General features: G+C 63.9%; 25 protein-coding genes. 8 read left to right on the top strand and 17 right to left on the bottom strand.

The window, feature by feature from the left end; translation table 11 throughout:
• Window positions 1-337 precede the first annotated feature (337 nt).
• The 4 genes from AC56QX_RS07380 (at window position 338) to AC56QX_RS07365 (ending at window position 2,283) form a co-directional block, all read left to right on the top strand.
• The gene (locus AC56QX_RS07380) at window positions 338-1,396 is read left to right on the top strand and encodes a SagB/ThcOx family dehydrogenase (protein ID WP_497114875.1); all 1,059 of its coding nucleotides are present in this window, start codon (window positions 338-340) and stop codon (window positions 1,394-1,396) included.
• A 68-nt stretch (window positions 1,397-1,464) separates the two neighbouring features.
• Window positions 1,465-1,716, top strand: coding sequence for a hypothetical protein (locus AC56QX_RS07375; RefSeq protein ID WP_497114874.1), 252 nt, complete (start codon window positions 1,465-1,467; stop codon window positions 1,714-1,716).
• Between the two features lie 3 nt (window positions 1,717-1,719).
• Window positions 1,720-1,953 carry a hypothetical protein gene (locus AC56QX_RS07370; protein WP_497114872.1) on the top strand — a complete coding sequence of 78 codons (234 nt, stop codon included), beginning with the start codon at window positions 1,720-1,722 and terminating at the stop codon, window positions 1,951-1,953.
• A 12-nt stretch (window positions 1,954-1,965) separates the two neighbouring features.
• Window positions 1,966-2,283: a hypothetical protein gene (locus AC56QX_RS07365; RefSeq protein WP_497114870.1), complete on the top strand. Its 318-nt coding sequence runs from the start codon at window positions 1,966-1,968 to the stop codon at window positions 2,281-2,283.
• A gap of 6 nt (window positions 2,284-2,289) precedes the next feature.
• On the opposite strand, the gene AC56QX_RS07360 is transcribed toward AC56QX_RS07365, so the two are convergent.
• From AC56QX_RS07360 to AC56QX_RS07345, 4 genes are all read right to left on the bottom strand, one after another.
• Window positions 2,290-3,240 (bottom strand): energy transducer TonB family protein, encoded by a 951-nt coding sequence (locus tag AC56QX_RS07360; RefSeq protein ID WP_497114868.1) that lies wholly within the window; start codon window positions 3,238-3,240, stop codon window positions 2,290-2,292.
• Window positions 3,237-3,704, bottom strand: a complete 468-nt coding sequence (gene exbD, locus AC56QX_RS07355) for a TonB system transport protein ExbD (protein ID WP_497114866.1) — start codon at window positions 3,702-3,704, stop codon at window positions 3,237-3,239. Before exbD ends, AC56QX_RS07360 begins: the two co-directional genes overlap by 4 nt.
• Before the next feature lie 7 nt (window positions 3,705-3,711).
• Window positions 3,712-4,638 (bottom strand): tonB-system energizer ExbB, encoded by a 927-nt coding sequence (gene exbB, locus AC56QX_RS07350; RefSeq protein WP_497117706.1) that lies wholly within the window; start codon window positions 4,636-4,638, stop codon window positions 3,712-3,714.
• Window positions 4,639-4,735: 97 nt separating this feature from the next.
• A complete protein-coding gene (locus AC56QX_RS07345) occupies window positions 4,736-5,527 on the bottom strand; it encodes an ATP-binding cassette domain-containing protein (protein WP_497114864.1) in 792 nt (263 codons plus the stop codon).
• Window positions 5,528-5,731: 204 nt separating this feature from the next.
• Between AC56QX_RS07345 and AC56QX_RS07340 the strand changes: the two genes are divergently transcribed.
• Both AC56QX_RS07340 and AC56QX_RS07335 read left to right on the top strand, forming a co-directional pair.
• Window positions 5,732-6,391, top strand: coding sequence for a hypothetical protein (locus AC56QX_RS07340; RefSeq protein WP_497114862.1), 660 nt, complete (start codon window positions 5,732-5,734; stop codon window positions 6,389-6,391).
• 316 nt (window positions 6,392-6,707) lie between these two features.
• Entirely contained in the window at window positions 6,708-7,379 is a 672-nt protein-coding gene (locus AC56QX_RS07335; RefSeq protein ID WP_497114860.1) for a cysteine hydrolase family protein, read from the top strand.
• A gap of 21 nt (window positions 7,380-7,400) precedes the next feature.
• On the opposite strand, the gene AC56QX_RS07330 is transcribed toward AC56QX_RS07335, so the two are convergent.
• The 9 genes from AC56QX_RS07330 to AC56QX_RS07290 form a co-directional block, all read right to left on the bottom strand.
• Complete coding sequence (locus tag AC56QX_RS07330) at window positions 7,401-8,342, bottom strand: LLM class flavin-dependent oxidoreductase (RefSeq protein WP_497114858.1); 942 nt, start codon at window positions 8,340-8,342, stop codon at window positions 7,401-7,403.
• Window positions 8,343-8,479: 137 nt separating this feature from the next.
• Entirely contained in the window at window positions 8,480-8,635 is a 156-nt protein-coding gene (locus AC56QX_RS07325) for a hypothetical protein (RefSeq protein WP_010912229.1), read from the bottom strand.
• A 216-nt stretch (window positions 8,636-8,851) separates the two neighbouring features.
• A complete protein-coding gene (locus AC56QX_RS07320) occupies window positions 8,852-9,796 on the bottom strand; it encodes an ABC transporter permease (protein WP_497114856.1) in 945 nt (314 codons plus the stop codon).
• A complete protein-coding gene (locus tag AC56QX_RS07315; RefSeq protein ID WP_497114854.1) occupies window positions 9,793-10,848 on the bottom strand; it encodes an ABC transporter permease in 1,056 nt (351 codons plus the stop codon). The genes AC56QX_RS07320 and AC56QX_RS07315 overlap by 4 nt, the downstream gene beginning before the upstream one ends.
• On the bottom strand, window positions 10,848-12,338 hold the full coding sequence (locus AC56QX_RS07310) for an ABC transporter ATP-binding protein (protein ID WP_497117704.1): 1,491 nt from the start codon (window positions 12,336-12,338) through the stop codon (window positions 10,848-10,850). The genes AC56QX_RS07315 and AC56QX_RS07310 overlap by 1 nt, the downstream gene beginning before the upstream one ends.
• Before the next feature lie 196 nt (window positions 12,339-12,534).
• On the bottom strand, window positions 12,535-13,566 hold the full coding sequence (locus AC56QX_RS07305) for a BMP family protein (RefSeq protein WP_497114852.1): 1,032 nt from the start codon (window positions 13,564-13,566) through the stop codon (window positions 12,535-12,537).
• Window positions 13,567-13,720: 154 nt separating this feature from the next.
• Window positions 13,721-14,926 (bottom strand): 3-oxoadipyl-CoA thiolase, encoded by a 1,206-nt coding sequence (gene pcaF, locus AC56QX_RS07300; RefSeq protein ID WP_497114849.1) that lies wholly within the window; start codon window positions 14,924-14,926, stop codon window positions 13,721-13,723.
• 1 nt (window position 14,927) lies between these two features.
• A complete protein-coding gene (locus AC56QX_RS07295) occupies window positions 14,928-15,728 on the bottom strand; it encodes a CoA-transferase subunit beta (protein ID WP_497114847.1) in 801 nt (266 codons plus the stop codon).
• Window positions 15,725-16,582 carry a CoA transferase subunit A gene (locus AC56QX_RS07290; RefSeq protein WP_497114845.1) on the bottom strand — a complete coding sequence of 286 codons (858 nt, stop codon included), beginning with the start codon at window positions 16,580-16,582 and terminating at the stop codon, window positions 15,725-15,727. The genes AC56QX_RS07295 and AC56QX_RS07290 overlap by 4 nt, the downstream gene beginning before the upstream one ends.
• Window positions 16,583-16,702: 120 nt before the next feature.
• On the opposite strand from AC56QX_RS07290, the gene AC56QX_RS07285 reads away from it, so the two are divergent.
• Window positions 16,703-17,473, top strand: a complete 771-nt coding sequence (locus tag AC56QX_RS07285; RefSeq protein ID WP_497114842.1) for an IclR family transcriptional regulator — start codon at window positions 16,703-16,705, stop codon at window positions 17,471-17,473.
• Between the two features lie 16 nt (window positions 17,474-17,489).
• On the opposite strand, the gene AC56QX_RS07280 is transcribed toward AC56QX_RS07285, so the two are convergent.
• From AC56QX_RS07280 to AC56QX_RS07265, 4 genes are read right to left on the bottom strand one after another with little or no spacing between them, the layout of a single operon-like run.
• Window positions 17,490-18,788: an NAD(P)/FAD-dependent oxidoreductase gene (locus tag AC56QX_RS07280; RefSeq protein WP_497114840.1), complete on the bottom strand. Its 1,299-nt coding sequence runs from the start codon at window positions 18,786-18,788 to the stop codon at window positions 17,490-17,492.
• A gap of 2 nt (window positions 18,789-18,790) precedes the next feature.
• Window positions 18,791-20,167 (bottom strand): glutamine synthetase family protein, encoded by a 1,377-nt coding sequence (locus AC56QX_RS07275; RefSeq protein ID WP_497114837.1) that lies wholly within the window; start codon window positions 20,165-20,167, stop codon window positions 18,791-18,793.
• Window positions 20,168-20,172: 5 nt separating this feature from the next.
• The gene (locus tag AC56QX_RS07270; RefSeq protein ID WP_497114834.1) at window positions 20,173-21,456 is read right to left on the bottom strand and encodes a glycosyltransferase; all 1,284 of its coding nucleotides are present in this window, start codon (window positions 21,454-21,456) and stop codon (window positions 20,173-20,175) included.
• Window positions 21,457-21,466: 10 nt separating this feature from the next.
• On the bottom strand, window positions 21,467-22,405 hold the full coding sequence (locus AC56QX_RS07265; protein WP_497114831.1) for a GntR family transcriptional regulator: 939 nt from the start codon (window positions 22,403-22,405) through the stop codon (window positions 21,467-21,469).
• 234 nt (window positions 22,406-22,639) lie between these two features.
• On the opposite strand from AC56QX_RS07265, the gene AC56QX_RS07260 reads away from it, so the two are divergent.
• The gene (locus AC56QX_RS07260; RefSeq protein WP_497114828.1) at window positions 22,640-23,704 is read left to right on the top strand and encodes a polyamine ABC transporter substrate-binding protein; all 1,065 of its coding nucleotides are present in this window, start codon (window positions 22,640-22,642) and stop codon (window positions 23,702-23,704) included.
• Window positions 23,705-23,751: the final 47 nt, after the last annotated feature.

Raw genomic sequence — 23,751 nt, 5'->3', positions numbered from 1 at the left:
AGCAAAATCGATATTTTAGACTTTACCACCAATAAAGATATTTTAGATCCCATTGGCTTTACTACAATTTTAACAAACCATTAACTCTTCCGACCTTACCTTTCTTCTCGCGGATCCCGGTGTGTGGATCGTTCAACAGATCCCATTGGGGGTCGGGAAAGGGACAAAATGGCCAAGAAAGTGAACAATGCCCCGAAGCTGACGGTTGCAGCGGGCACGCAGACCGTCTTCTTCTCGCAGGGCATGCACTACAACAAGCGCTGAAGTCGTTCGGCGCCGACGGGCTGTCAGCCAGTCGGCGCCTCAAATTCACAAAACGGCATTCAGCATCATGAAAATGCGATCTTCAAAAACGCTTGTCTTCTATCCCGGGACCAACAAGGTCACGGCCTGCAACTTCCTGACCAGAAACGTCTTTGAATGCAGCCCCGAGGTAATCGGCCTTCTTGCATCCTGGGACGAATGGGCCTCCACGGCGGAAATCGCGCGCGCCCACGGATGGTCGAAATCCGACCTCAACGCCGTCGTCCCGCAATTGCTTGATTTTTCCGCCCTGGTCACCGCCGGCTCGCCGCTGGCCGAACAGGAAACAAAATTTTCCGGACAGTGGAGGTGGGGCATCCCGACCGCGCTGATGCATTTCTGCGTCCAGGACGCGGAGTTCATGACTATTGAACAGGCCGAGACACACCAGATCGACCGCGCCGGGCACGTCGCGCAGCCGGATCTCGTGCTCAAGAATGCCATGGGCGCCATTCGGCTGCCGAACGCACTCGACGACAATGAACTTCTGAGCCTGATGGCGCGGCGCCGCACCAACCGCACCGCGGCCGCGCCCACCATCACCGCCCAGCAGCTCTCCGACTGCTTGTTCGCGGGCATGGGCATTACCGGCGAGACCAGCAACTGCGTCGGCGCCCTGCCGCTGGGCATGACCCCTTCGGGCGGCGCCCGGAACCCCTATGAGGCCTATGTGGTTGCGCTTGGCGTCGAGGGGCTGGAGCCCGGCGTCTATCACTATTCCGCCGCCGATCACGATCTTGGCAGGATCTCGGCCAACCATCTGCCGAAGATCTCCGAACTGGTCGGCGGGCAGGAATGGGCTGATGCCATGCCTTGCCTGATCCTGCTTTGTGCCAGGCTCGACCGCACCATGTGGAAATATGAGGATGCCAACGCCTATCGCGTCGTGCTGATCGAGGCCGGCCATATCGGCCAGAACATGATGCTGGCGGCGACCAGGCATGGTCTGTCGGCCTGTCCCACCGCAGCGCTCAGCCATTCGCCGATCAAGCGTCTTCTCGGCCTCGACCGCCTTACCGACGCACCCATCTACGCGTTGACACTTTCAACCCCAGAACCAAGCCCGCATTCGGTGGGTCAGTCGATTAATTAGCCATCTTATAATGTCCAGTGCAACCAGTATGCGTCCCCTGAGTTCCACTAGATGACAGGAGAAGAAACGTGCCAAACCAGACCCTACGTCAGTCAGAGATCGATAGTCTTCAATATATCGCATCGATGAGCAATGAGCTGGTGCAGATGGCCGAAGCAAGCCGTTTTCCCATGATCTCCTATCTCTTGGGCATGGCCTATGCCGAAGCCTTCGATGTCCTGCGCGGCGCGCGGCCGGCAAGGCATGCGCAGCTCAGCGGCAACCCGATGCATCCCAAGGCGAATGCAAAGGAAAGCCACGCTCAGCCAAGGAGAGCGTAGCGAATGCAACCATCAGCCTTATGTGCGCCGGCCGGCTCGCGGCCGAACCGGTGGGAGACCGTCTGTGCGCTGCAAAGCCTGCTGCCGCTCCTGAAAAAGTCCGCCGCCGATCTTGGCCGCGCCGACATGGTCTACTGGTTCGAGCAGGCCGACGCCGAACTCGCCAACATCATCAGGGGTCGGCCATCCGACTCCGCCGCGATCCCCGCCTTGATCGCCCGCAGCCCACAGACTTGAGGGGGACCCGCAATGAACATGATCGCACCCATCAGGAGCGCCGACGCCAGGGAGAGCGTCTTCGGCCGGCTCCAACTCCTGATCGCCAGCCCGCCGGGTTCACCGGATGCGGCGCGCGTCGAGGCCCGGCACCTGATTTCCCTGGCGATGGCCGACACCTGGCAGGCCGACAGCCTTTGGGGCGCGGCGGACGCCTTTCACATCCATTTCGATTTCATGATGCAGACCATCGAAATCAATGGCGCCGACGACCCGAACCTCAGGACGCTGCGTACGAAATGCCGCTTCTACCTGGAGCAGGTCGAAGCGCTGTGCCAGTCGATGAGCTGAACCGCTCTAATCCCGCAAGTTGAACACGAACGGCGCCGTGCGGCTGACGCGCGAGCCGAGTTCCGGCGGCGGCGCCGGCACCGTTGCGCCCTGCAGCACGGCGAGCGCGGCGCGGTCGAGGTCAGCATCGCCTGAAGAACGGGCCACGCGCGCCGACATCACCCGGCCGGAGGAATCCACCGTGAAGGTCACGTTCACATTGCCCTGCGCGCGCCTGGATTTCGCGGCGCTGGGATAGCGCTTGTGCCGATTGATCCATGCCGTCAGCCGGGATTCCCACTTGGCCGGGCTGACGCCTGAAACCCCGGCTGCCGATTTTGGCGCGGCCGCCCTGGCCGCCGGCTTAGTCTGCGCGCTTGCGGTGGCGACCGTCTTTGCCGGCTCGGCCTTTTCCTTCCTTGGCTTCGGTTTGGGCTTTTCGACCGGCCTCTTCGCCTTGGCCTGGACCGGTTTCTTTTCCCTGGGCTCCTCGACCGGCTTTGGCTGCGGCAGCGGAACGACAACCTCTGGCGCCGCGGCCTCGACAACGTCGGGAATGACCTCATCCGAGGGCGGCTGATCGACCGGTTCGGCCTCGGTTGTCTCTGTCGGCTCGGTCTGGTCGGGCGGCACCGTTTCCGGTTGCTCGACAGTCGGTTCGGCTTGTTCGATCACTTTCTCGGGCTCGGCCTCAGTGACCTTTTCGGTCTCCTCGACGGGTTCGGTCTGGTCGGGCATCGCCGCATCCAGCATCGCGGCCTGTTCCGGCACGGCCGGCGTCACCACCATCGCCGCCATTTCGATCACCGGGGCCGGCGGCGGCCCGCCATCCGTCTCGATCGGACTGAAGCTCTGCACCGCGTAGGCGACCGCGACATGCGCTCCAAGCACCAGTGCCGCCGCACCTGTCCACAGGCCAAGATCGCGCCAACCGAAGCGCGACAGCTGTACCGTGGGCAAGGCGGCTAACCGCGTCATGGCGCGGCGGCTCCCGCTGGGGCGGGTGCCGGGGCGTCGGCCGTGGGCGCCGTCTCCAGGCCGACCAGCGCGATCTTCAGGTAGCCGGCGCCGCGCAACAGGTTCATCGCCTCCATCAGGTCGCCATAGGCGACCGCCTTGTCGGCGCGCAGGAAGATGCGCGTCTGCTTGTCGCCCTTGGTCTTGGCGTCCAGCGTGGCGGCAAAGGCCGGGCGCGGCACGGTGTCGTTGCCGATCGCCAGCGTGAGATCATCCTTCAAAGTCAGGAACAGCGGCGTTTCGGGCCGGGGCGCGGGCGTCGCCGTCGAGCCCGGCAGGTCGACATTGACGTCCACCGTTGCCAGCGGTGCGGCGACCATGAAGATGATCAGCAGCACCAGGATGACATCGATGAAGGGCGTGACGTTGATCTCGTGGCTCTCCTCGAGATCGTCGTCCATGGTCTGTCGGAGTCTGCTTCCCATGGCGTCGCTACTCCGCCGCCAGCGCCGTCGCCGGCGCGACCGTGCGGAAATCCAGGTCGCGGCTGACCAGCCTCTCGACGCCAGCCGAGGCATCGGCGAGGATCTGCCGGTAGCCGGCTATCGAGCGGGCGAAGACGTTGTAGATCACCACCGCCGGAATTGCCGCGACGAGGCCCATCGCGGTGGCCAGCAGCGCCTCGGCGATGCCGGGTGCTACGACGGCGAGATTGGTGGTCTGCGCCTGTGAAATGCCGATGAAGGCGTTCATGATGCCCCAGACGGTGCCAAACAGGCCGACGAAAGGCGCGGTGGAGCCGATCGTCGCCAGCACGCCGGTGCCGCGCGACATGCGCCGCGACGCCGCCGCCTCGATGCGCGACAGGCGCGAGGTGACCCTTTCCTTCAGTCCGTCACCGCCGACATGGTCGAGCGCACCGGCCGAAAGTGCGGCCTCTTCCTCCGCCGCCCGCACCAGCAGCGCGCCGGGACCGCCGCTGCGGTCGAGCACGCGGCTTGCCTGCTTCAGCGTCGCGGCCTCGCCGATCGCGCGCACGGCACGGCTGATGCGCAGCTTGCCGCCAAAAATCTCCAGCGATTTGGCCAGCCATATCGTCCAGGTCACGAGCGACGCGAAGGCCAGTCCGATCATCACCGCCTTCACGATGATGTCGGCGGCCATGAACATGCCCCATGGCGACAAATCGTGCGGCAGGCTCAGTTCCATCGCCCCCGCCGCCGCGGCCGGCTGGCCGACTGGCTGCGCCGGTGCCATCGTGGCTGGTGCCGCCGCGGGTGTAGCGGGCGTGGATATGGTGGATACAACGGGCGCCGGTGCGGGTGCAGCAGCAGGTGCCACCGCTGCGGGCGCCACAGGGGCCCCGGTAGCCGGGGCAGCGCCGGCCGGTTGCTCCTGGGCCGTCGCACTGCCCGCGATGCGACCAACGCCGCCAACAAACGAGTTCTAGACAACAGCTTCTTCCTTGTTCTCACAGCGGCGAGCGCTTCCTATTCCGCCACCGCATCAAATCTCGTCACTGCACATAGCCGACGGGTTGGCCGGTGACCGGGTGCGCGAACACGCCCATCTCCACGCCGAAAATGCCCTTGAGCACGTCGCCCCGCATGATTTCGCCGGGCGTGCCGCGGGTCAAAAGCTTGCCGTCCTTCAGCGCGATCAGCTCGTCGCAATAGCGCGCTGCCATGTTGGGGTCGTGCAGCACGACGACGACGCAGAGGTCGCGTTTGCGGCTGAGTTCCTTGACCAGCCCCAGCACCTCGACCTGATGGGCGATGTCGAGCGCCGAGATCGGCTCATCGAGCAGCATGACGCCGGCATTCTGCGCCACCAGCATGGCAAGCCAGGCGCGCTGCCGTTCGCCGCCGGACAATTCGTCCACCAGCCGCTCGGTGAAACCGTCCATGTCGGTCAGCACCAGCGCCTCCTCGACATGCCGCCTGTCTTCCGCGCTGAAGCGGCCAAGCGCGCCATGCCAGGGGTAGCGGCCGAGCGTTGCCAGTTCGCGCACCTTGAGGCCGGTTGCCGCCGGCGTCGTCTGCGGCAGATAGGCGAGCGCGCGCGCGAGTTCGCGGGCACCCCATTGCGGCAGCGGCCGCTTGGCGAAGGTGATGGCGCCCGAGCTTGCCGGCTGCTGGCGGGCCAGCAGCTTGATCAGTGTCGACTTGCCCGAACCATTGTGGCCGATCAGCCCGTAGACGCGCGAGCGCTGCAGCTCGAGCGAGACTGGACCGAGCAGCGTCCGCTCGCCGACGGCAAACCGCACCGCGTCGATATGAAAGGCAGTCTCGGCTCCAGCCACGGTCATGGTTTTCTCCAGGTCGGCCGCCCGCATTTCCGGCCTCGGCAGTCCAATGCCCGGTTGACTATGAAACATGACCTTACTAGTCAACATTTAAGATGACTGCAACAATCAACAAATCGTCGTGGCAGTCGATATCGCGGCGAAATTCGCAAAAGCAGGGGGTGCAGCGGACGATCACTGGACGGCAGCCAAGCTGGCGGATTGGACTTGCGCGCAAAGGCCTGCGCGGCATTTCGAACACCAATGAACCTAAAATCAGCTTTTGCTTTTATGTGCGGGTTTCAAGACTTGGATGCAGGAACTATCAGAATTCAGGACATTTCAGTTTCGGCAATGTCTAGGAGTCGGCGAGAGGTTTCCACCTGCGATAAAATAGCTGGCATCAAACAGCACATGCTGCCGCGTGGTATGCCTCGCCCCAAGATGGAAAGCCCGCCAGCGGAGCCAGCGGGCTTGAGTATGAGGTGTCCATATCAGGGTCAGCTTAGAAACGTCGCCGATGCCGCCAACCTGACAGTCGCGCTATCAGTCGTCACCCCCGCCATCACCGCCGCCTTCTCCACCCCCGCCACCGTCTCCACCACCGCCACCGCCGCCGTTGTCGCCCCCTGTATGGTCGCCGTCATGGTCGTCACTGCCGTCATGACTGGAGTTCTCAGCCTGATCGTCGTCACCCTGTTGCTGGCCGGCGGTGACACTGTCGTCGCTCTGGTCGCCGTTGCTGGCTTCGCTTTCGACCGCATTATCGTCGTTCTGTTCGCCGGTGCTGGCATCCTGGCTTTCATGATTGGATACGATGGCAGTCGCTGGACCACCGTGATCGGAGACCTGATTTGCGAATGCATTCGCCGTCGCGAGAACGCCTAGAACACCGACCGAGGACGCTAACAGCAAGGGAAACGTTTTCATCGATTCCTCCAATATAGCTTCCCACCCCACCGTGACCGATTCGATTTATTGGCCAGCGTATATTGCCAAGCACTTAAGTGCAGAGAAGCAATTTTAGCGACAGCTAAATCTGAGAGTGCATGTCGCGAGCGTGCTCGGGCCCAGCGGGTACCGCTGGCAAGGCTCGCACCAGGACCCGATCCATGTCGACGGCGTCTACCGGCGGCTGCATGACGCCCAGCATCTGGTGTCGGCGCATTGAACGATTATGGTTGGTCGAAACAGAGAACCACCGATGATCAGGGCAACACCGTTCGACTATCCCTATGACGGCAGGCTGGTGGCTGAAAACACCGCACTTGTCGTCATCGACCTGCAGCAGGATTTCCTGTCGACGACGGGTTATTTCGCCAAACAGGGATACGACCCCTCGCCGCTGCGGGTGATCCTGCCCACCGTGAACCGGCTGATATCAGCCGCGCGCAAAGCCGGCGTGAGGGTCATCCACACCAGGCAGGGTTATCGCGCCGACATGGCCGACATGACGCCCTACGAGAAATGGCGCCGCAAGCGCTCCGGTCTCGACGGCACCGACATCCTGCTGCGCTCAGGCGCGGGATTCCAGATCGTTCCGGAGATCGACGTCGCGCCTGATGACATCATCGTCGACAAGACCTGCAACAGCGCCTTCACCTATACGGATTTCGAGCTTGTGCTGCGCGCCCAAGGCATCACGCATCTGATGCTTTCCGGATGCACGACCGATGTCTGCGTCCACACCACGCTGCGCGAGGCCTGCGATCGCAATTTCCAATGTCTGACGATCTCGGATGCTTGCGCCAGCGGCGACAGACAAGCCCACGAGGCGGCGCTTCACATGGTGACGGTCGAGGACGGCGTCTTCGGCGCGTTGGCCGATTCAGCCGCCGTCATCGACGGCCTGTCGCGGCTTGGCGACAGGCGTTAGACTACAGGAGATCGACGGGCTTCAGCCCGTTGCCCGCGTCTCCAGCCCGGCGCGAGGCGAATAGGCCCCCGGCTGGAAGGCATCATGTTCGCGGCGCGCCAGCGAGTTGCGCAGCAGGGCGATCGTTTCCCGGCCGACCGTCGCGATCTCGCGTGCCGTGTCGACGCCGACGATCATGAATTCATCGATCCCGAGCCCGGCATAGGCAAGCAGCGACAGCGCGACCTGAGGCGGCGGCCCCGACAGGTCGACCGCTTTTTGGCCGGTGGCGGCAGTGCCCCGGTGAATCCGCACCGGCAGCGCGAAGCGCAGCTTGCCGGCCCGGCCATGTTCGGCGGCGGCGCCGCGCACGCGCTCCATCAGCTGCCGGACCTCATCGATCGAGCCGGGCGCCAGTTCGAAGACATCGGCATGCCGGCCGGCCACTTTCAGCGCCGTTCCGGACTGTCCACCCATGCGGATGGTCAGGTCTGCGCCGTGCGGACCCTTGCGCGGCACATAGCCGCCCTTGATGCTGTAGAACGCGCCTTCATGATCGAAGGGCCGGTCGTTCGACCACAATCGCTTGAGCAGCACCAGATATTCGTCGATACGCTGCCAGATGACCGTGTGCCCGACCGGCCGTGACTCGGCGTCGTCATCGTTCAACGGCTCGCTGATCATCCTGAGCGCCAGCCGTCCGCCGCTCTTTCGATCCATCGATGCCAGCTGGCGGGCCGCCACGGTCGGTTCGACAACGCCCGCCCAGTGGGTCAGCACGACCTCCAGCGACGCGGTACGATCCAGCACCTGGGCGGCCAGATCCATATTGGTCAGCAGTCCGGCCGAATCGTCGACGACGATCTTCTGGAAGCCGCCGTCCTCGATCAGCCCGAGCTTGGTCGCCGTCTCGGCAAAGTCGTAGAAAAACGGAATGGCGGCATCGGCGGTCTTGCCGGGGACATGGGTGAATTCGATCGGCATTGTCATCTCCTCCATTGCTGGAATCATGGATGCGATAAACTTCGAACCACGGTCGCGCGCAAACGCTCCGGAATCCGGTTCATTCAACTCCGATTACCTGAAATTAAGGGGTAACTAGCCCCAGTCAGCCTGCAGCCTCAGGGAATGAGGCCCAGAACGACTGCCCCGGTGAACACGAACGCAAGGGCAAAGACGAGATAGGCGAAAGCGCCGGCATAGGCCGGGCGAAAAGTCTGGGCATTGGCCAGCCTCTGGCCGCTGCTGTCAGTCTGAGCGTTCTGGATATAGGACATATCGACCTCCGTCTCGCCCGTTAATCTATAAAACTTGTAGACTTTGTCGATTGCTATTTTCGCGCCATAAGCAGAATAATTTTTCCTTATGCGTCGTCTAATTGGTCGTCGATTGCTGAGCGGTCGATTGGAAGAGCCGCCCGCATCACCCTAAGCGCTGAATGAACCAATGGCTTTATATCAAGGTTCCTCGACCCACGGAAAGGGCACTAGGTCTTACCGCTCTTCCCGCCGGAATGGCTTGAGCAGCGCCGATGGCGCCACCGCATTGCGCGACATCACGGCCATCGCAACGATGGTGAAGATGAAGGGCAGCATCAGGAACGCTTCGTAGGGGATATGCCCCAAGCCGCTCGCCTGCATGCGCAGCTGCAGCGCATCGACAAAGGCAAACAGCAGCGCGGCCCCTGCTGAGCGCCACGGGTCCCAGCGGCCGAACACGACCAGCGCGATCGCCACCCAGCCCCGCCCTGACACCACGCCAAAGGTGAAGGCGTTGAACTGTGCCATCGACAGGAAGGCGCCGGCCAGCCCCATCAACGCCCCGCCAAGGATGACAGCCTGGAAGCGGGTGGCAATGACGCTGACGCCAGCCGAGTCCGCAGCGCGCGGGTTCTCGCCGACCATGCGCACCGACAGGCCCCAGGGCGTGCGGTAGAGCACGAAGGCGGCGAGCGGGATGGCGATGATCGCCATGTAGACCAGTGCAAACTGGTTGAACACCGCCGGCCCGAGCACCGGAATATCGGACAGAAGCGGGATCGGCAGCGTCTGGAAACCCTTGATGCTTGGCGGCACCGATTGCTGGCCGAAGATCAGCCGGTAGAGAAAATAGGCAAGGCCCGACGAGAACAGCGTGACGCCGATGCCGCAGACATGCTGGCTGAGGCCGAGCGCCACCGTGAACAGCGCGTGCAGCGCGCCCATCAGCATGCCGGTCAGCACCGCAACCAGCACGCCGAGCCACAGGCTCCCGCTGAGGCTGGTGGCGGTGAAGCCGGTCATGGCGCAGAGCAGCATGATGCCTTCGATGCCGAGATTGAGCACGCCGGCGCGCTCGGAGAACATTTCGCCGAGCGTGGCAAAGGCCAAAGGCGTGGCAATGCGGATGATGGCAGCGAGGAAGCCTACCTGAAAGATTTGTTCGAACACCGCGCTCATCGGGCAGCCCCGACGCGGCGGACGCGATAGGCGGTGAACAGCAGCGCCACCAGCATGGCCAGCAAAGCGGTGCCCTGGATGACGTCGCTGAGGAAGGCCGGAACGCCTGTCGCGCGCGACATCGCCTCGGCGCCGGTCATCACGGCGGCCAGGAAGATCGCCGCCGGCACGACGCCGAGCGGATTGAGCCGCGCCAGCATGGCAACGACGATGCCGGAATAGCCGTACCCCGGCGAGATGTCACTCATCACCTGGAAATGCACGCCGCCGACCTCGCCGACGCCGGCGAGCCCCGCCAGCGCGCCGGACAGCAGCGCGGTGGAGAGCAGCACGCGTTCGACATTGATGCCGCCATATCTTGCAGCTTCCGGATTCTCGCCCGTGACCCTGATCTTGAAGCCGAGCGTCGTGCGCGCGATCAGGAACCAGATCAACGGTGCGGCGATCAGCGCCACGACGACGCCGAGATGCAGCCGCGTGCCTTCGATCAGCACCGGGAAATTGGCTGAATCCTCGATCGGCGGCGAGATCGGGTAGCCGCTGAAGCTGTCCTTCCACGGTCCTTCGATCAGCGCCATCAGCGCGTAGTAGATGACCGAGTTGAGCAGCAGCGAGCTGACGACATCGTCGACCTTGAATTTGACCCGCAGCGTCGCCGGCACCAGCGCGACCACGGCACCGGCGGCGGCGCCGGCGATTGCCATCAACAGCATGGCAAGCGCTCCCGGCATCGGGATGGCGCCGACAAAACAGCTCGCCACCGCGCCGGCCAGCAACTGGCCCTCGGCGCCGATGTTCCAGAACTTTGCCCGGAAGGCGACGGCGACCGCCAGCCCGGTGAAGATCATCGGTGCGGCGCGCACCAGCGTTTCTGTGATGGCGTAGCTGTCGCCGAGCGAAGCCGTGAACATGACGCCATAGGATTCGAGCACGCCCGCACCCGCCAGCGCGATCAGGCCGCTGCATAGGAGAAGAGTCACCGCGATAGCCACCAACGGGAGCGCCAGATTGAACCAGGTCGGCGTCGAGGTGCGGACTTCCAGGCGAAACATCAGCCGTGCCCCTCCGCCCCGGTCATCAGCAGACCGAGCCGCGCGATCGTCGCATCGGCGCTGTCCAGCGTGCCGACGATGCGGCCCTCATACATCACCGCGATGCGATCGCAGAGCACCAGCAACTCTTCCAGATCCTCGCCGATGACGATGATGCCGCAGCCCTTGCCGCGCATGTCGAGGAACTTTTCGTGGATGAAGCGGGCGGCACCGATGTCGAGACCGCGCGTCGGCTGCGAGACGATCAAAACCTTCGGATCGAAAGCGAGTTCGCGCGCCAACAGCGCCTTTTGCAGATTGCCGCCCGACAGCGCCCCGGCACGGGTCATCGGTCCGGGGCACCTGATGTCATAGGCCTTGATCTGTTCTTCGGCAAAGGCGCGGATCGCATCCGGCTTGAGCAGGCCCTTGGCTGAAAAGGCGGCGGTGCCGATGCGCGGCAGCACCATGGAATCGGCCAGCGGCAGGTTAGTTACCAGCCCCGTCGTCATGCGGTCTTCCGGGATGCGGCCGAGGCCCAGCGCCTGCACCTCGCGCGGCGAGAACCGGGTGACCTTCTGGCCGGCAATCGTCATCCGGCCGGTATCGGGCGCACGCACGCCGGAGATCACCTCCGCCAGCGCCCGCTGGCCATTGCCCGACACGCCGGCGATGCCGAGGATTTCGCCGGCACGAACGGCAAGCGACACGTCGCGCAGCACCGTGCCCGAATGTTTTGAAGTGGAAATGCCGTCGAGGGTCAGCACATCAGCACCGGGTGTCGACGGCCCCCTTGCGGGTGGTACGATCTCATGGCCGCACATCAGTTGCGCCATGGCGGCCGAAGTCGTGTTGGCGGGATCATCGACGCGGCCGGCGACACGGCCAAGCCGCAGCACCGTGCAGCGATGCGTCAGGGCCCGCACCTCATTGAGCTTGTGCGAGATGAAGATGATGCCGAGGCCTTGCGCCGCCATCGAGCGCAACGCCGAAAACAGCCCGTCGACCTCGCTCGGCGCCAGCACCGCGGTCGGTTCGTCGAGGATCAGAAGCCTGGCGCCGCGAAACAGCGCCTTGACGATTTCGAGCCGCTGCTGCTCGCCGACCGACAGCGCCGAGACCGGCAGGTCGGGATCGAGCGTCAGCCCATGCTGGCGGCCGATTTCGGCGAGCCGCGCCAACCCGCCGGCGCGATCGATCCGCCCCGATTTGCCCGGTATGCCGATGAGCAGGTTATCCAGCACCGTCAGCCGTGGCGCCAGATGAAAATGCTGATGCACCATACCGATGCCGGCGGCCAGCGCATCGGCCGAACTGGTGATCCGCACCGGCCGGCCCTGGATCAGGATTTCGCCGGCATCCGGCGCATAGGCTCCGAACAGCACGTTCATCAGCGTCGTCTTGCCGGCACCGTTCTCACCCAGCAGCCCGAGGATTTCACCCGGCGCCACGCTGAGGTCGACAGCCTCGTTCGCCTTGACGGCGCCAAAGCTCTTGGTGATGCCGCGCATTTCGATGAGTGGGGCGGGCGTCGGCAAGGATTCTCCTGATCGGAATTGGCTTGCTTACCCTCCCCCTTGTGGGGAGGGTCGGCTTACGATCGCAGCGAAGCGAAGATCGTAAGACGGGGTGGGGGTGCGGCGCCGAAGACCCCCACCCGATCCGCTACGCGGATCGACCCTCCCCACGAGGGGGAGGGTAAAGACCTCAATCCGAAACCGGCGTGTTCTCGTCGACATCCACCCGGAAATTGCCTTCCAGAATCTCGGCCTTCTTCTTCTCGACCAGATCCTTGACCTCCGCCGGCAGCGTCTTGTCGAACTTGTGGTAGGGGGCAAGATAGGAGCCGCCCTTGGCCATGCGCGAGAAATCGCCATAGTCCTGCGCGGTGTAGACGCCGGCCTTGACCAGTTTGATCGCCTGTTCGACCGTCGGGTACATGTCCCAGACCGGGCCGGTGATGACCGTATCGGGGCCGAGGCTCGACTGGTCCGACATGTTGGAGATGGCGAGAATCTTTTTCTCGACCGCCGCCTCGATGACGCCGAAGCGCTCGGCATAGATGACGTCGACGCCGGCATCGATCTGCGCCACCGCCGCTTCCTTGGCCTTGGGTGGATCGAAGAAGGAGCCGATGAAGGCGACCTTCTTCTTGATGTTCGGATTGACCTCCTTGGCGCCGGCGAAGAAAGCGTTGACCAGCCGGTTCACTTCCGGAATGCCCATCGCCGCCACGGCACCGACCGTGCCCGATTTCGACATCTTGCCGGCGATCATGCCGGAGAGATAAGCGGGCTCGTGGATCCAGTTGTCGAAGACACCGAAATTGGGTTCTGCCGGGCCGGCACCCGAGCCGAACAGCCAGGCGGTCTTCGGGAACTGCTTGGCGGTGCGGCGCGATTCACGCTCGGCGGCGAAGGCATCGCCCAGCACCAGCTGGTAGCCGCCTTGCGCATATTCACGCATGACGCGGCTGAAGTCGGCGGTCTGCACCTTCTCGGACCATTTGTAGTCGATGCCGAGTTCCTTCTGCGCCTTCTGCAGGGCGACATGGATCTGGTTGTCCCATGGCTCCTCGATCGGCGTGGCAAAGATCGCCGCCACTTTCAGCTTCTTGTCCTTGGCGAACGCGGCGCCCGGCAGCATCGCCGCCGCGAGACCCAGCGCGCCGAGTTCCAGCACGTTGCGCCGCGAAAGCCCTTCGCGATTTATCTGGAATTTGTTCTTGCGGTTTTCCATTGCATTCCCCTCTGTTCGACAGCCGTGTCGAGCCGGCTGTTCCTAGAAATGTCAGACGGGGAACTATGGAACGGGTGCGGACTTTTGTCCACGTGGTCAAATTTGTCGACACGCCGAATCTAGTCTTGATTCCGGCCGGCCAAAAAGCCTTCTATCAAACCCGTGCGAGGGCGATGGCGATGCCTTGGCCAACGCCGATGCACATGGTGGCCAGCGCATAGCGGCCACCGCGTTCGCGAAGCTCCAGAGCCGCCGTGCCGGAGATGCGCGCACCCGACATGCCCAGGGGATGGCCGAGCGCGATGGCGCCGCCATTCGGGTTGACGTGCGGCGCGTCCTCGGCGATGCCGAGCTGGCGCAACACCGCGATGCCTTGCGAGGCAAAGGCTTCGTTGAGCTCGATGACATCGAACTGTTGTGGCGTCAGGCCAAGGCGCGCGCACAATTTTTGCGTTGCCGGCGCCGGGCCGATGCCCATGATGCGCGGCGCAACGCCGGCGGCGGCGCCGCCGAGGATGCGGGCGATCGGCGTCAGGCCATATTTTTTCACCGCTGCTTCGGAGGCAACGATCAGTGCCGCCGCGCCGTCATTGACGCCAGAGGCGTTGCCGGCCGTCACCGTGCCACCTTGCCGGAACGGCGTCGGCAGTTTGGCCAGTGCCTCGACCGTGGTGCCCGCGCGGGGATGTTCATCCTTCGAGACGACAACCGCATCACCTTTGCGCTGCGGGATGGTCACCGGGGTGATCTCCTTGGCCAGCCTTCCATTGGCTTGTGCCGCGACCGCCTTATCCTGGCTCCGCACGGCAAAGGCGTCTTGATCCGCGCGCGACACGGAAAAATCCTCGGCGACGTTCTCGCCCGTCTCCGGCATCGAATCGACGCCATACTGCTTCTTCATCAGCGGGTTGACGAAGCGCCAGCCGATGGTGGTGTCGTAAATCTCGGCATTGCGCGAAAACGCCGTGTCGGCCTTGGGCATGACGAAGGGCGCGCGGCTCATCGACTCGACGCCGCCGGCGATCATCAACTCCGCCTCGCCGGCCTTGATGGCCCGCGCGGCGATGGTCAGCGCATCCATGCCGGAACCGCACAAGCGATTGACCGTCGAGCCCGGGATTTCCTTCGGCAGGCCGGCCAGCAGCAGCGCCATGCGTGCCACGTTGCGGTTGTCCTCGCCGGCCTGGTTGGCGCAGCCATAGACGACGTCGTCGACCGCCAGCCAGTCGATGCCGGCATTGCGCTCGGCCAGCGCCTTCAGCGGTATGGCGCCGAGGTCGTCAGCACGCACCGAAGACAACGAGCCGCCAAAACGGCCGATCGGCGTGCGGATGTAGTCGCAAATATAGGCCTCGGCCATGTCATGCTGCCTTTGCTTTTCCGGTTCCTTCATGCGCCGCCTTGGTGCGGGCCTGCAGGTCGCGCAATGTCTTGAGTTCGAGTTCGCTTGGTACCGGTGTTTCGTCAAGCGTATCAGTGAACTTAACCACCCAGCCACAGCTCTCCTGCACCTGCTGGCGCGAGACGCCCGGATGCAGCGACACGACGGTGAATTCCTTGGTCACCGGGTCCGGCTTCCAGATGGCCAGATCGGTGATCAGCAGCGTCGGGCCAGCGGTGTCGATGCCGAGGCGCTGGCGATGGTCGCCGCCCTCGCCATGGCCGAAGGAGGTGAAGAAATCGATCTTCTCGACCATGCCGCGCTTGGTCTGCGCCATGGTGATGTAGATCTCCTTCGACGACGTCGCGATCTCCGGCGCGCCGCCGCCGCCGGGCAGCCTGGTCTTCGGGTGGAAATAGTCGCCAATGACGGTGGTGTTGATGTTGCCGAACTTGTCGAGCTGGGCCGCACCGAGGAAACCGATCGAAATGCGGCCGCCCTGCAGCCAGTACCGGAACATCTCCGGCACCGCGACGGTGGTGACGGCGGTTTCGCACAACTCGCCATCGCCGATCGACAGCGGCAGCACGTCGGGTGCGGTGCCGATCGTGCCGCTCTCATAGATCAGCGTGATATCAGGCGCATGCGTCAGCCGCGCTACGTTGCAGGCGGCCGACGGCGCGCCGATGCCGACGAAGCAGACATCGTCATTCCGCAGCGCACGGCTGGCGGCGATCGTCATCATCTCGTTAGGGGTGAAACCCAGCTGATTGTCGCTCATGCCGCTTTCCTCAAATGGTCGACGCGGGCCGCGAAATCGTCGGCGCTCTTCTCGATGACATTCGCCTGCATCCAGGCCTGGAATTTCTCGCGATCGGCGGCGATGTCATCCCATTCGAGGTAGGCGGCATTGTCACGCGGATAATAGCCGTGAGCGTAGGACGGGTGCGATCCGCCGGGCACGACCGAGATCGCCGCGATGGTCCAGCGTGGCAGCACGGTCAGATTGGGATGCAGATCGTCGAAATTGTCGACCACTTCCTCGACCGTCACCACGGCGCGCCTGGCCGCCAGCACCGCTTCCTTCTGGATGCCGATGATGCCCTCGACCAGCACATTGCCTTTTTTGTCGGCCTTCTGCGCATGGATGAAGGTGACGTCAGGCCGGATCGAGGGAACGGCCGCCAGCACCTCGCCGGTGAACGGACAGGTGACCGACTTGATGTTCGGATTGACCGCCGCAAGACCGGCGCCACGATAGCCGCGGAACACAGCGCAAGGCAGGCCGGCCGCGCCCGCCTCATAGGCGTTGGCCATGCCGGCATGGCTGTGTTCCTCGACCTCGAGCGACCGGGGAAACCCGTTCTCGATGGCGTCGCGGGCGCGCCGCAGCAGGCCGACGCCGGGATTGCCGACATAGGAGAAAACGATTTTCTTCGCCATGCCCATGCCGATCATCTGGTCGTAAATCAGGTCCGGCGTCATCCTGATCAGGGTCAGGTCGCGAAATCCCTGGCGGATCGCCTCATGCGCGGCGGCTGTCGGGATCAGATGGGTGAAGCCTTCGAAGGCGACGGAGTCACCATTGTTCAAATTCTCGACCACGGCCTGTTTGAGCGGCAGGAACTTGACCATCGATCGGTCTCCAGATTCAAAAAGTTCGTATTACGAACAATTGTTTTACATGGGATACTTTCTAGGCTATCGTATGGCCCGGAGTCAATCCTGGCGACGATGTCGTTTGGCGGAGGTGAGATGGACGAAGAGGCCGCTTCCCGTGACCATGTCGGCTCGCTTGAGCGCGGCCTTGCCGTCATGGAGATCCTCGCCCGGCATCCCACCGGCATGACGCTGACCGAAATGGCCGAGGAAGCCGGCCTGACCCGCGCCGGCGCCCGCCGCTTTCTGCTGACGCTTGTCGCCACCGGCTATGCCACTCAGGACAGCCGTAATTTCTCGCTGTCGCCACGCCTGCTGACCGTTGCCCGCACCTGGCTCGGTGGCGGCTCGCTGTGGAGCTTCGCCGCACCCATCATGCGCACGGTTGCAGCACAGTTGAATGAGGCCTGTTCGGCGGCGATCCTGTCGGGCCAGGATGTCGTCTATGTCGCCCGCATTCCCGGCCGCCGCATCCTCAGCGTGTCGCTCGATGTCGGCACCAGGCTGCCCGCCTATTGCACCTCGATGGGCCGCATCCTGCTCGCCGGATTGACGCCAGAGGAACTCGACAAATTTCTGCACCAGGCGGCTATCGAGAGACGGACGCCGAAGACGATCACCGACATCAAGCTCCTGGCCGGCGCCGTCGGCAAGGCCAAGGCGGACGGTTTTGCCATCGTCGACGAAGAACTCGAGCTCGGCCTGCGCTCGATCGCCGTGCCGATCCGCGACCGCTCAGGAAGCACGGTCGCGGCAATCAACGTCTCGACCCAGTCGGCGCGGTTCACCGTCGCCGAGATGGAGCGGGAGATCCTGCCGGCGCTGCTTGAGGCCAGGCAGCGCGTCGAGGATTTCTTCGTGGTTTAGGTCGCTTCTCGCGACCTCAATGCTTGATCCTGTCCCGCATCGCGTACCACAGCATGCCGAGCACATAGAGCGGCCCACGCAGCGCCGTGCCGCCGGGGAACGGCATCGGTGTCAGCGTCGAGAAGAGATCGAGCCGTGAGGCGTCGCCGGTGATCGCCTCCGCCAGCAGTTTGCCTGACAGCGTCGACAGGATGACGCCCTTGCCGGAATAGCCATGCGCGAAATAGACCTCGCCATAGTGCCCGACATGCGGCAGCCGCGATGTCGTCACCGACACCAACCCGCCCCAGGCATGGTCGATGCGGCAGCCCTTGAGCTGCGGAAACGTCGCTTCCATGTGCGGCCGCACGAAGCCGGCAATGTCGGCCGGCGGCGACGGCGTGTAGCGCTCGCCGCCGCCGAACAGCAGGCGTCCATCCGCCGACATGCGGTAATAGTTGACGACGAAGCGTGTGTCCGACACGGCGACATTGGCCGGGATGACGTTGCGTTTGCCCTCCAGAGGCTCGGTGGCGACGATGTAGTTGCCCACCGGCATGATGCGGCTGTTGACGCGCGGCTCCAGCCCATTGAGCAGCGCATCGCCCGCCAGCACGACATGCTTGGCCCGGACCGAACCCTTGGCCGTCGAGACCCGGATCGAAGGCTCGCGCTCGAGCTTCACCGCCACCGAGTTTTCGTGGATGACGACGCCGGCGGCCACCGCCGCGCGGGCAAGGCCGAGCGTGTAGTTCAGCGGATGCATGTGGCCGCCAAGCGGCTCATACATCGCCCCATGGTAAAGCGTGTCGACCTTGGTGCGGGCGTCCGCCGCCGACAGGATCTCGACATCGCGGAATTTCATCACGCTTTCGAGGCACTTTGCTTCGTCCTCGAGGTCTTTGAGGTCGGAGCCGTTGACCGCGCCGACCAGATGGCCGGTCAGTCTCAGATCGCAGTCGATGGCGTGACGCTCGATGATGTCGAGCACCAGCCCGCGTGCTTCGAAGGCAAGGTCGAACAGCACCTTCGCCCGCTCGGGACCGTAGAGCTTGACCAATCCCTTGGCGCCCTTGCGCAGGCCGGGGATCATCTGGCCGCCATTGCGCCCCGATGCGCCCCAACCGATCTTGCCGCCTTCGAGCAGCACCACCTTCAGGCCACGCTCGGCGGCATGAAGGGCGGCCGACAGGCCGGTACAGCCGCCGCCGACCACCACCAGATCGGCCTCGACATCGCCGAGAAGCGCCGGATGGTCCGGCGCCGGATTGGCGGTGGCGACATAGTAGGATTTGCCGATATCGAGACCGGAATTGAAACCTGTTGAAGATGCCATGATCACACCTTCAGCAGCAAATGGTCGCGTTCCCAGCTCGTCACCACGCTCTGGAACAGGTCGAGCTCGACGCTCTTGACGCGCAGATAGGTCTGGAAGAAATCTTCGCCAAGCAACTGCCGCACCGGGTCGCACGCCGTGAACCGGTCGAGTGCCTCCTCCATGGTTTTCGGCAGCGTGCTCTTGATCTTGTAGGCATTGCCCGAAGCCTCGGCCGAGCGCGCCAGTTTTTGTTCGACGCCGAGATAGCCGGCGAGCAACGAACCGGCGATCGCCAGATAGGGGTTGGAATCAGCGCCCGGCAGCCGGTTCTCCACCCGCCGCGCGGCGCGGCCACCGGCCGGCACGCGCAGGCCGCAGGAGCGGTTGTCATGCGACCACTCGATGTTGGCCGGCGCGCTGTGGTTCGGCCTTATGCGGCGGAACGAATTCACGTTCGGTGCAAACAGCGGCATGATCTCGGGCACATATTTCTGCAGGCCGCCAATGAAATGGCCGAACATCTCGGTGTCGGCATCGTCATTGCTGGCAAACAGCGCATTGCCCGCCCCATCGACGACAGACATGTGCAGATGCATCGAGCTGCCTGCCTGGGCGGCGATCGGCTTGGCCATGAAGGTGGCGTGCATGCCGCATTGCTGCGCGGCCTGGCGCGTCAGCCGCTTGAACAGCAGCACCTGGTCGGCCAGCGGCAGCGCGTCGCCATGCAGGAGATTGATCTCCAGCTGCCCCGTGCCCGATTCATGGATCAGCGTGTCGAGCGGCAGCCCGGCGGCCGCGGCATAATCATAGACGCGGCGGATCACCGGCTCGAATTCTTCCAGCGCCGCCATGTCATAGGGATGCTGCACGCCCTCCGCACGGCCATTGGCGCCGACCGGCGCGGTCAGCGGCTTGTCCGGATCGGGATTGGGCGCGGTGAGATAGAATTCGAGTTCCGGCGCCACCACCGCACGCCAACCGCGCTGGCGGTAGAGATCGAGCACGGCGCGCAGCACATGGCGCGGCGAGGCCATCCATGGCCTGCCGTCCATGTGGAAGGCGTCGGCAAAGACATAGGCTTTGCCAGCGCCCGCACCCGGCGCCAGGCACAGCGTCGAGACATCAGGCACCATGCGCATGTCCGGGTCCGAATAGGCAAAACCCTCGTCGATCGAGCCGGAATAGCGGCCGTCGATGCTGACCAGGAAGGCGCTGCTCGGCAGATAGAGCGCGCGGTCTTCCAGCGCCTTGACAAATTTGGCCGTCGGCAGCGCCTTGCCGCGCAGCACGCCGTTCATGTCGGGCACCAAGCATTCGACCTCGTTGATGCCGTGCTGTGCCAGCCAGGCCTTGGGGTCGTTGGAGATCGCAGCGTTATTCGTGTTCTTGTCAGGCATTTCGTTCAAGTCCGTATCAGAGAGAGTATGGCTTGCGCGGCCATTTCCGTTCCGGGTTTCAGCGCCATCTCCGCTGCATTTCCCTTCAGGCGGGCGCGCATGGCATCGTCGGCCAGCAGGCCGAGAATAGCCTTCTCCAATACTCCTTCCGTCCAGCCATCACGGCCGATATGGTCGCCGGTGCCGGTCTCTTCGGCGCGGCGCGCATTGTCGTGCCCGTCCCAGCAATAGGGCATGATCAGCGACGGCACGCCGAAGCGCAGCGCCTCGCAAAAACTGTTGTTGCCGCCGTGGTGGATGAACAGGTCCGACTTCGCCACCACCGAGGGCTGCGGAAACCAGGCGTCGAGATAGACATTGTCGGGAACCGCCCGATAGGCATCGCGCAGGCCGCCGACATTGACGATGAAGCGCGCCGGCAGCCGGTCGAAGACGGCAAGCATACGCTCGATCAACCCGACATCCATGGCGCCGAGGCTGCCGAAGGCGACATAGACCAGCGGCCCGCCATTGCGTGGAAACACCGGCACCTCGAACGGCCCTTCCGAGCGCACGCAGCCTTCGAGATAGACGAAGCGTTCGGGGTCGAGCGGCACGGCCCGCTCGCGCCGCACGATCGACGGCGTCAAAAGCAGATTGAGGTCGGGCGAGCTTTCGAGGAACAGGCCTTTGGGCAGCGGCGCCAGGCCGGCATCGACGCGAAAGCGGTTGAAGCGGTCATGCGCCGGCGCCGAGGCAGAGAGATAGCGAGCCTCGAATGCCGCGCGTCGCGGGTCATCCGCACCCATTCCCGAGAGGTAGGGCGGCACTTCGGCGTCGGGCAATTCCGTCTCGGCGCAGGAGACGACACGCACCCACGGGCAGCCGGCGGCGGCGATCGCCGGGAACATGATGACATTGTCGAGCACCACGGCGTCGGGCTTCAGCCGCGCCAGCAATTGACGCAGCGGCGCCTCGGCATTGACGGCTGTATCGACGATCGCCTGCCAGGTCGGCGCGACATAGGTCTCCAGCTGGTCGATCGGGCTCAGCCGGAAATGCGGCAGATGCCGGCGCACGAAGGCCTGCCAGTAACTCTGGCGCTCGCTGTCGCTCAGCGGTTCGTCGGTCGGCAGCTGGTATTCCTGGAAACCATAGTCGGCAAAGACACCGGAGAAACCGGCATGGCAGATGAAGACGGGCCGCGCGCCCTTGGCGCGCAATGCCTGTGCGATGCCGACGCAATTCAACGCCGCGCCGAAGCTTGCTTCGGGGAACAGCGCGATGGTCGGGCTGGCTTTACGCGTCAATTAATCCTCGTCATTCCGGCCGGCTGATCATGCCGAACAGCGCGGGGGCTCCGCGGCTGGCCGCTTGCGGTCGCTGATTGCGGGAGAGCCGCAGGTGGATGCGAAGCAGATCGGCAGCCACCTCATACTGCCGGCTTTCGAGATGGTCGAGTATGTTCAGATGTTCCAGCAAGGATTGCCGCAGCCGGAAGACGTTGACGCCGGCATAGATGCCGGGCAGCCGACGCAGCCTGAGATGATCGACCAGCGCGTCGGCGACGAAACGGTTGGCGCAACCCTCGGCGATCATGCCGTGAAAATCCATGTCCAGCCGCTGGAATTCGCGCGTGTCGAACGCGGCATCCGGCAGCGCCGACAGCGCGTCCATGCCTTGCCGCAACGCCGCCGCCCGCGCGCCGTCCAGCCGAAAGCCAGGTGTCAGGATCGCAGCGGGCTCCAGGAGCAGACGGAATTCGTAGCTTTCGCCTTGCGCTTCCGGATCGTCGGGCGTGCGGCGGAAAAGCCAGGACTGGCCGGGTGCACGGTCCAGCAGATTCTCTTCCGTCAGTTTATTAAGCGCTTTTAGTACCGTCTTTCTCTCGGCACTATACCGCCTCATCAACCCGGCGGCGGTCACTGTCTGGTCCAATCGCCGCGCCGACCGGTCGCGCAGGATTGCCTCGGCGAGCTCGTCTTCCTCGGTGACGGGCAATTCGGCTGATAGGGCCGTCTGTGCGGTAAGGTCGACGGCCAGATGATAGCCGGTATCGGCCTCCCAACGCACGACGCCCCGCTCCGCCAGCAGGCTGAGTGCCGCCCGCACCGGCGTGCGCGAAACATTGCACAGCGAGGCGATCTGCTGCTCCGGAAGACGCGTCCCGGGCTCGAAACCGCGCTGCCGCGCCACATCCAGGATGCGCTGCGCCAGATCGAGATGGTTGGTGCGAGGTCGTCGGGCTGCGGCTTGCATGGACTGGTCTCGGCGGATGGATGGAGCCTTATTGGTTTGGCCGATCGCCGGCACAAGCGCAATCGGTCAGATTCCTCGGTCAGTTGACAAATTATGGATTGACGTACTTTTTTCCGCAATAGTACTGTCTGCGCAATCGGCAACAAAAGACCGAGGGAACGGATCGGAGCAGCGGCATGGGTCGCGCCGGGTCCAAAGACAGAATTCGACGATCAACCGGAATGGGAGTCTGCCATGACCGCTACCAGCCCGCGGCGCCGTGCGCTCAAGGTATCTTCAATCGCTCTCGGCCTTGCCTTGGCGCTGTCGGCGCGGGCTGACGCCGCCGATCTCGTCATCTCCAACTGGGACGGCTACATGGCGCCCGATGCCATGGCCGCGTTCAAGACCGCGACCGGCGTCTCCGGCGAAGTGGTGGTGCACGCCACCAATGAGGAGATCATGGGCAAGCTGATTGCCGCCGGCGGCAAGGGTTATGACGTGGTCTTCGTCTCCTCGCCCTTCGCCGAAGTGCTGAACAAGCTCGGCCTGACCGAGCCGGTGGACCATGCCAAGATCCCCAACCTCGCCAACCTCTACCCGGAAGCGACCAAGCTGCCGCACGATGTCGGCAACACTTTCTCCGTGCCCTACACCTGGGGCACGACAGGCCTCTGCTACCGCTCGGATCTGGTGAAAGTAGCGCCGACGAGCTGGAGCGATCTGCTCGCGCCTTCCGACGCGTTGAAGGGCAAGACCACCATGCTGGCGACCGACCGCTGGCTGCTCGCAGCCGGCCAGCTCGACAAGGGCTTTTCCGTCAACGAGACCGATCCGGCCAAGATGGCCGAGGTCAAGGACCTGCTGATCTCGGCCAAGAAGACGCTGCTCGCCTATGACGACACCACCTTCTATTCCAAGCTGGTGTCCGGCGAGGCGCTGATGGTGCAGGCCTGGGACGGCTGGTGCAATTACGGCATCGCCGAAAAACCGGAGATCAAATACGTCATCCCGAAGGAGGGCTCGGACCTCTGGGTCGACACGATGGTGGTGATGAAGGCTTCCGAACACAAGGACGACGCCTTCAAGTTCATCAACTTCATGCTCGACGCCAAGAACCATGCCTGGGCGGCACAGAACATCGACTACAAGGTGCCGAACAAGCCGGCGATGGAAAGCCTGCCGGCCGATTTCCTGGCCAAATTCCCTAACATGGCGATGCCGGTGGCCGACCTCGTCAAGTTCGAACAGCTACGTGACGTCGGCGAAGCCCAACGCGACTATTCGAAGATCGTCAGCGAGATCAAGGCTGCGCAGTAAGCGGCGCAGACATCACGGCCGGCGGCGCCTCTGCCGCCGGCCCTGAG

The sequence above is a fragment of the Mesorhizobium sp. RCAM 06353 genome (assembly GCF_059683585.1).
Note: the sequence above shows the minus strand (reverse complement) of the source record. Positions and strands in the feature narration are given on the sequence as shown.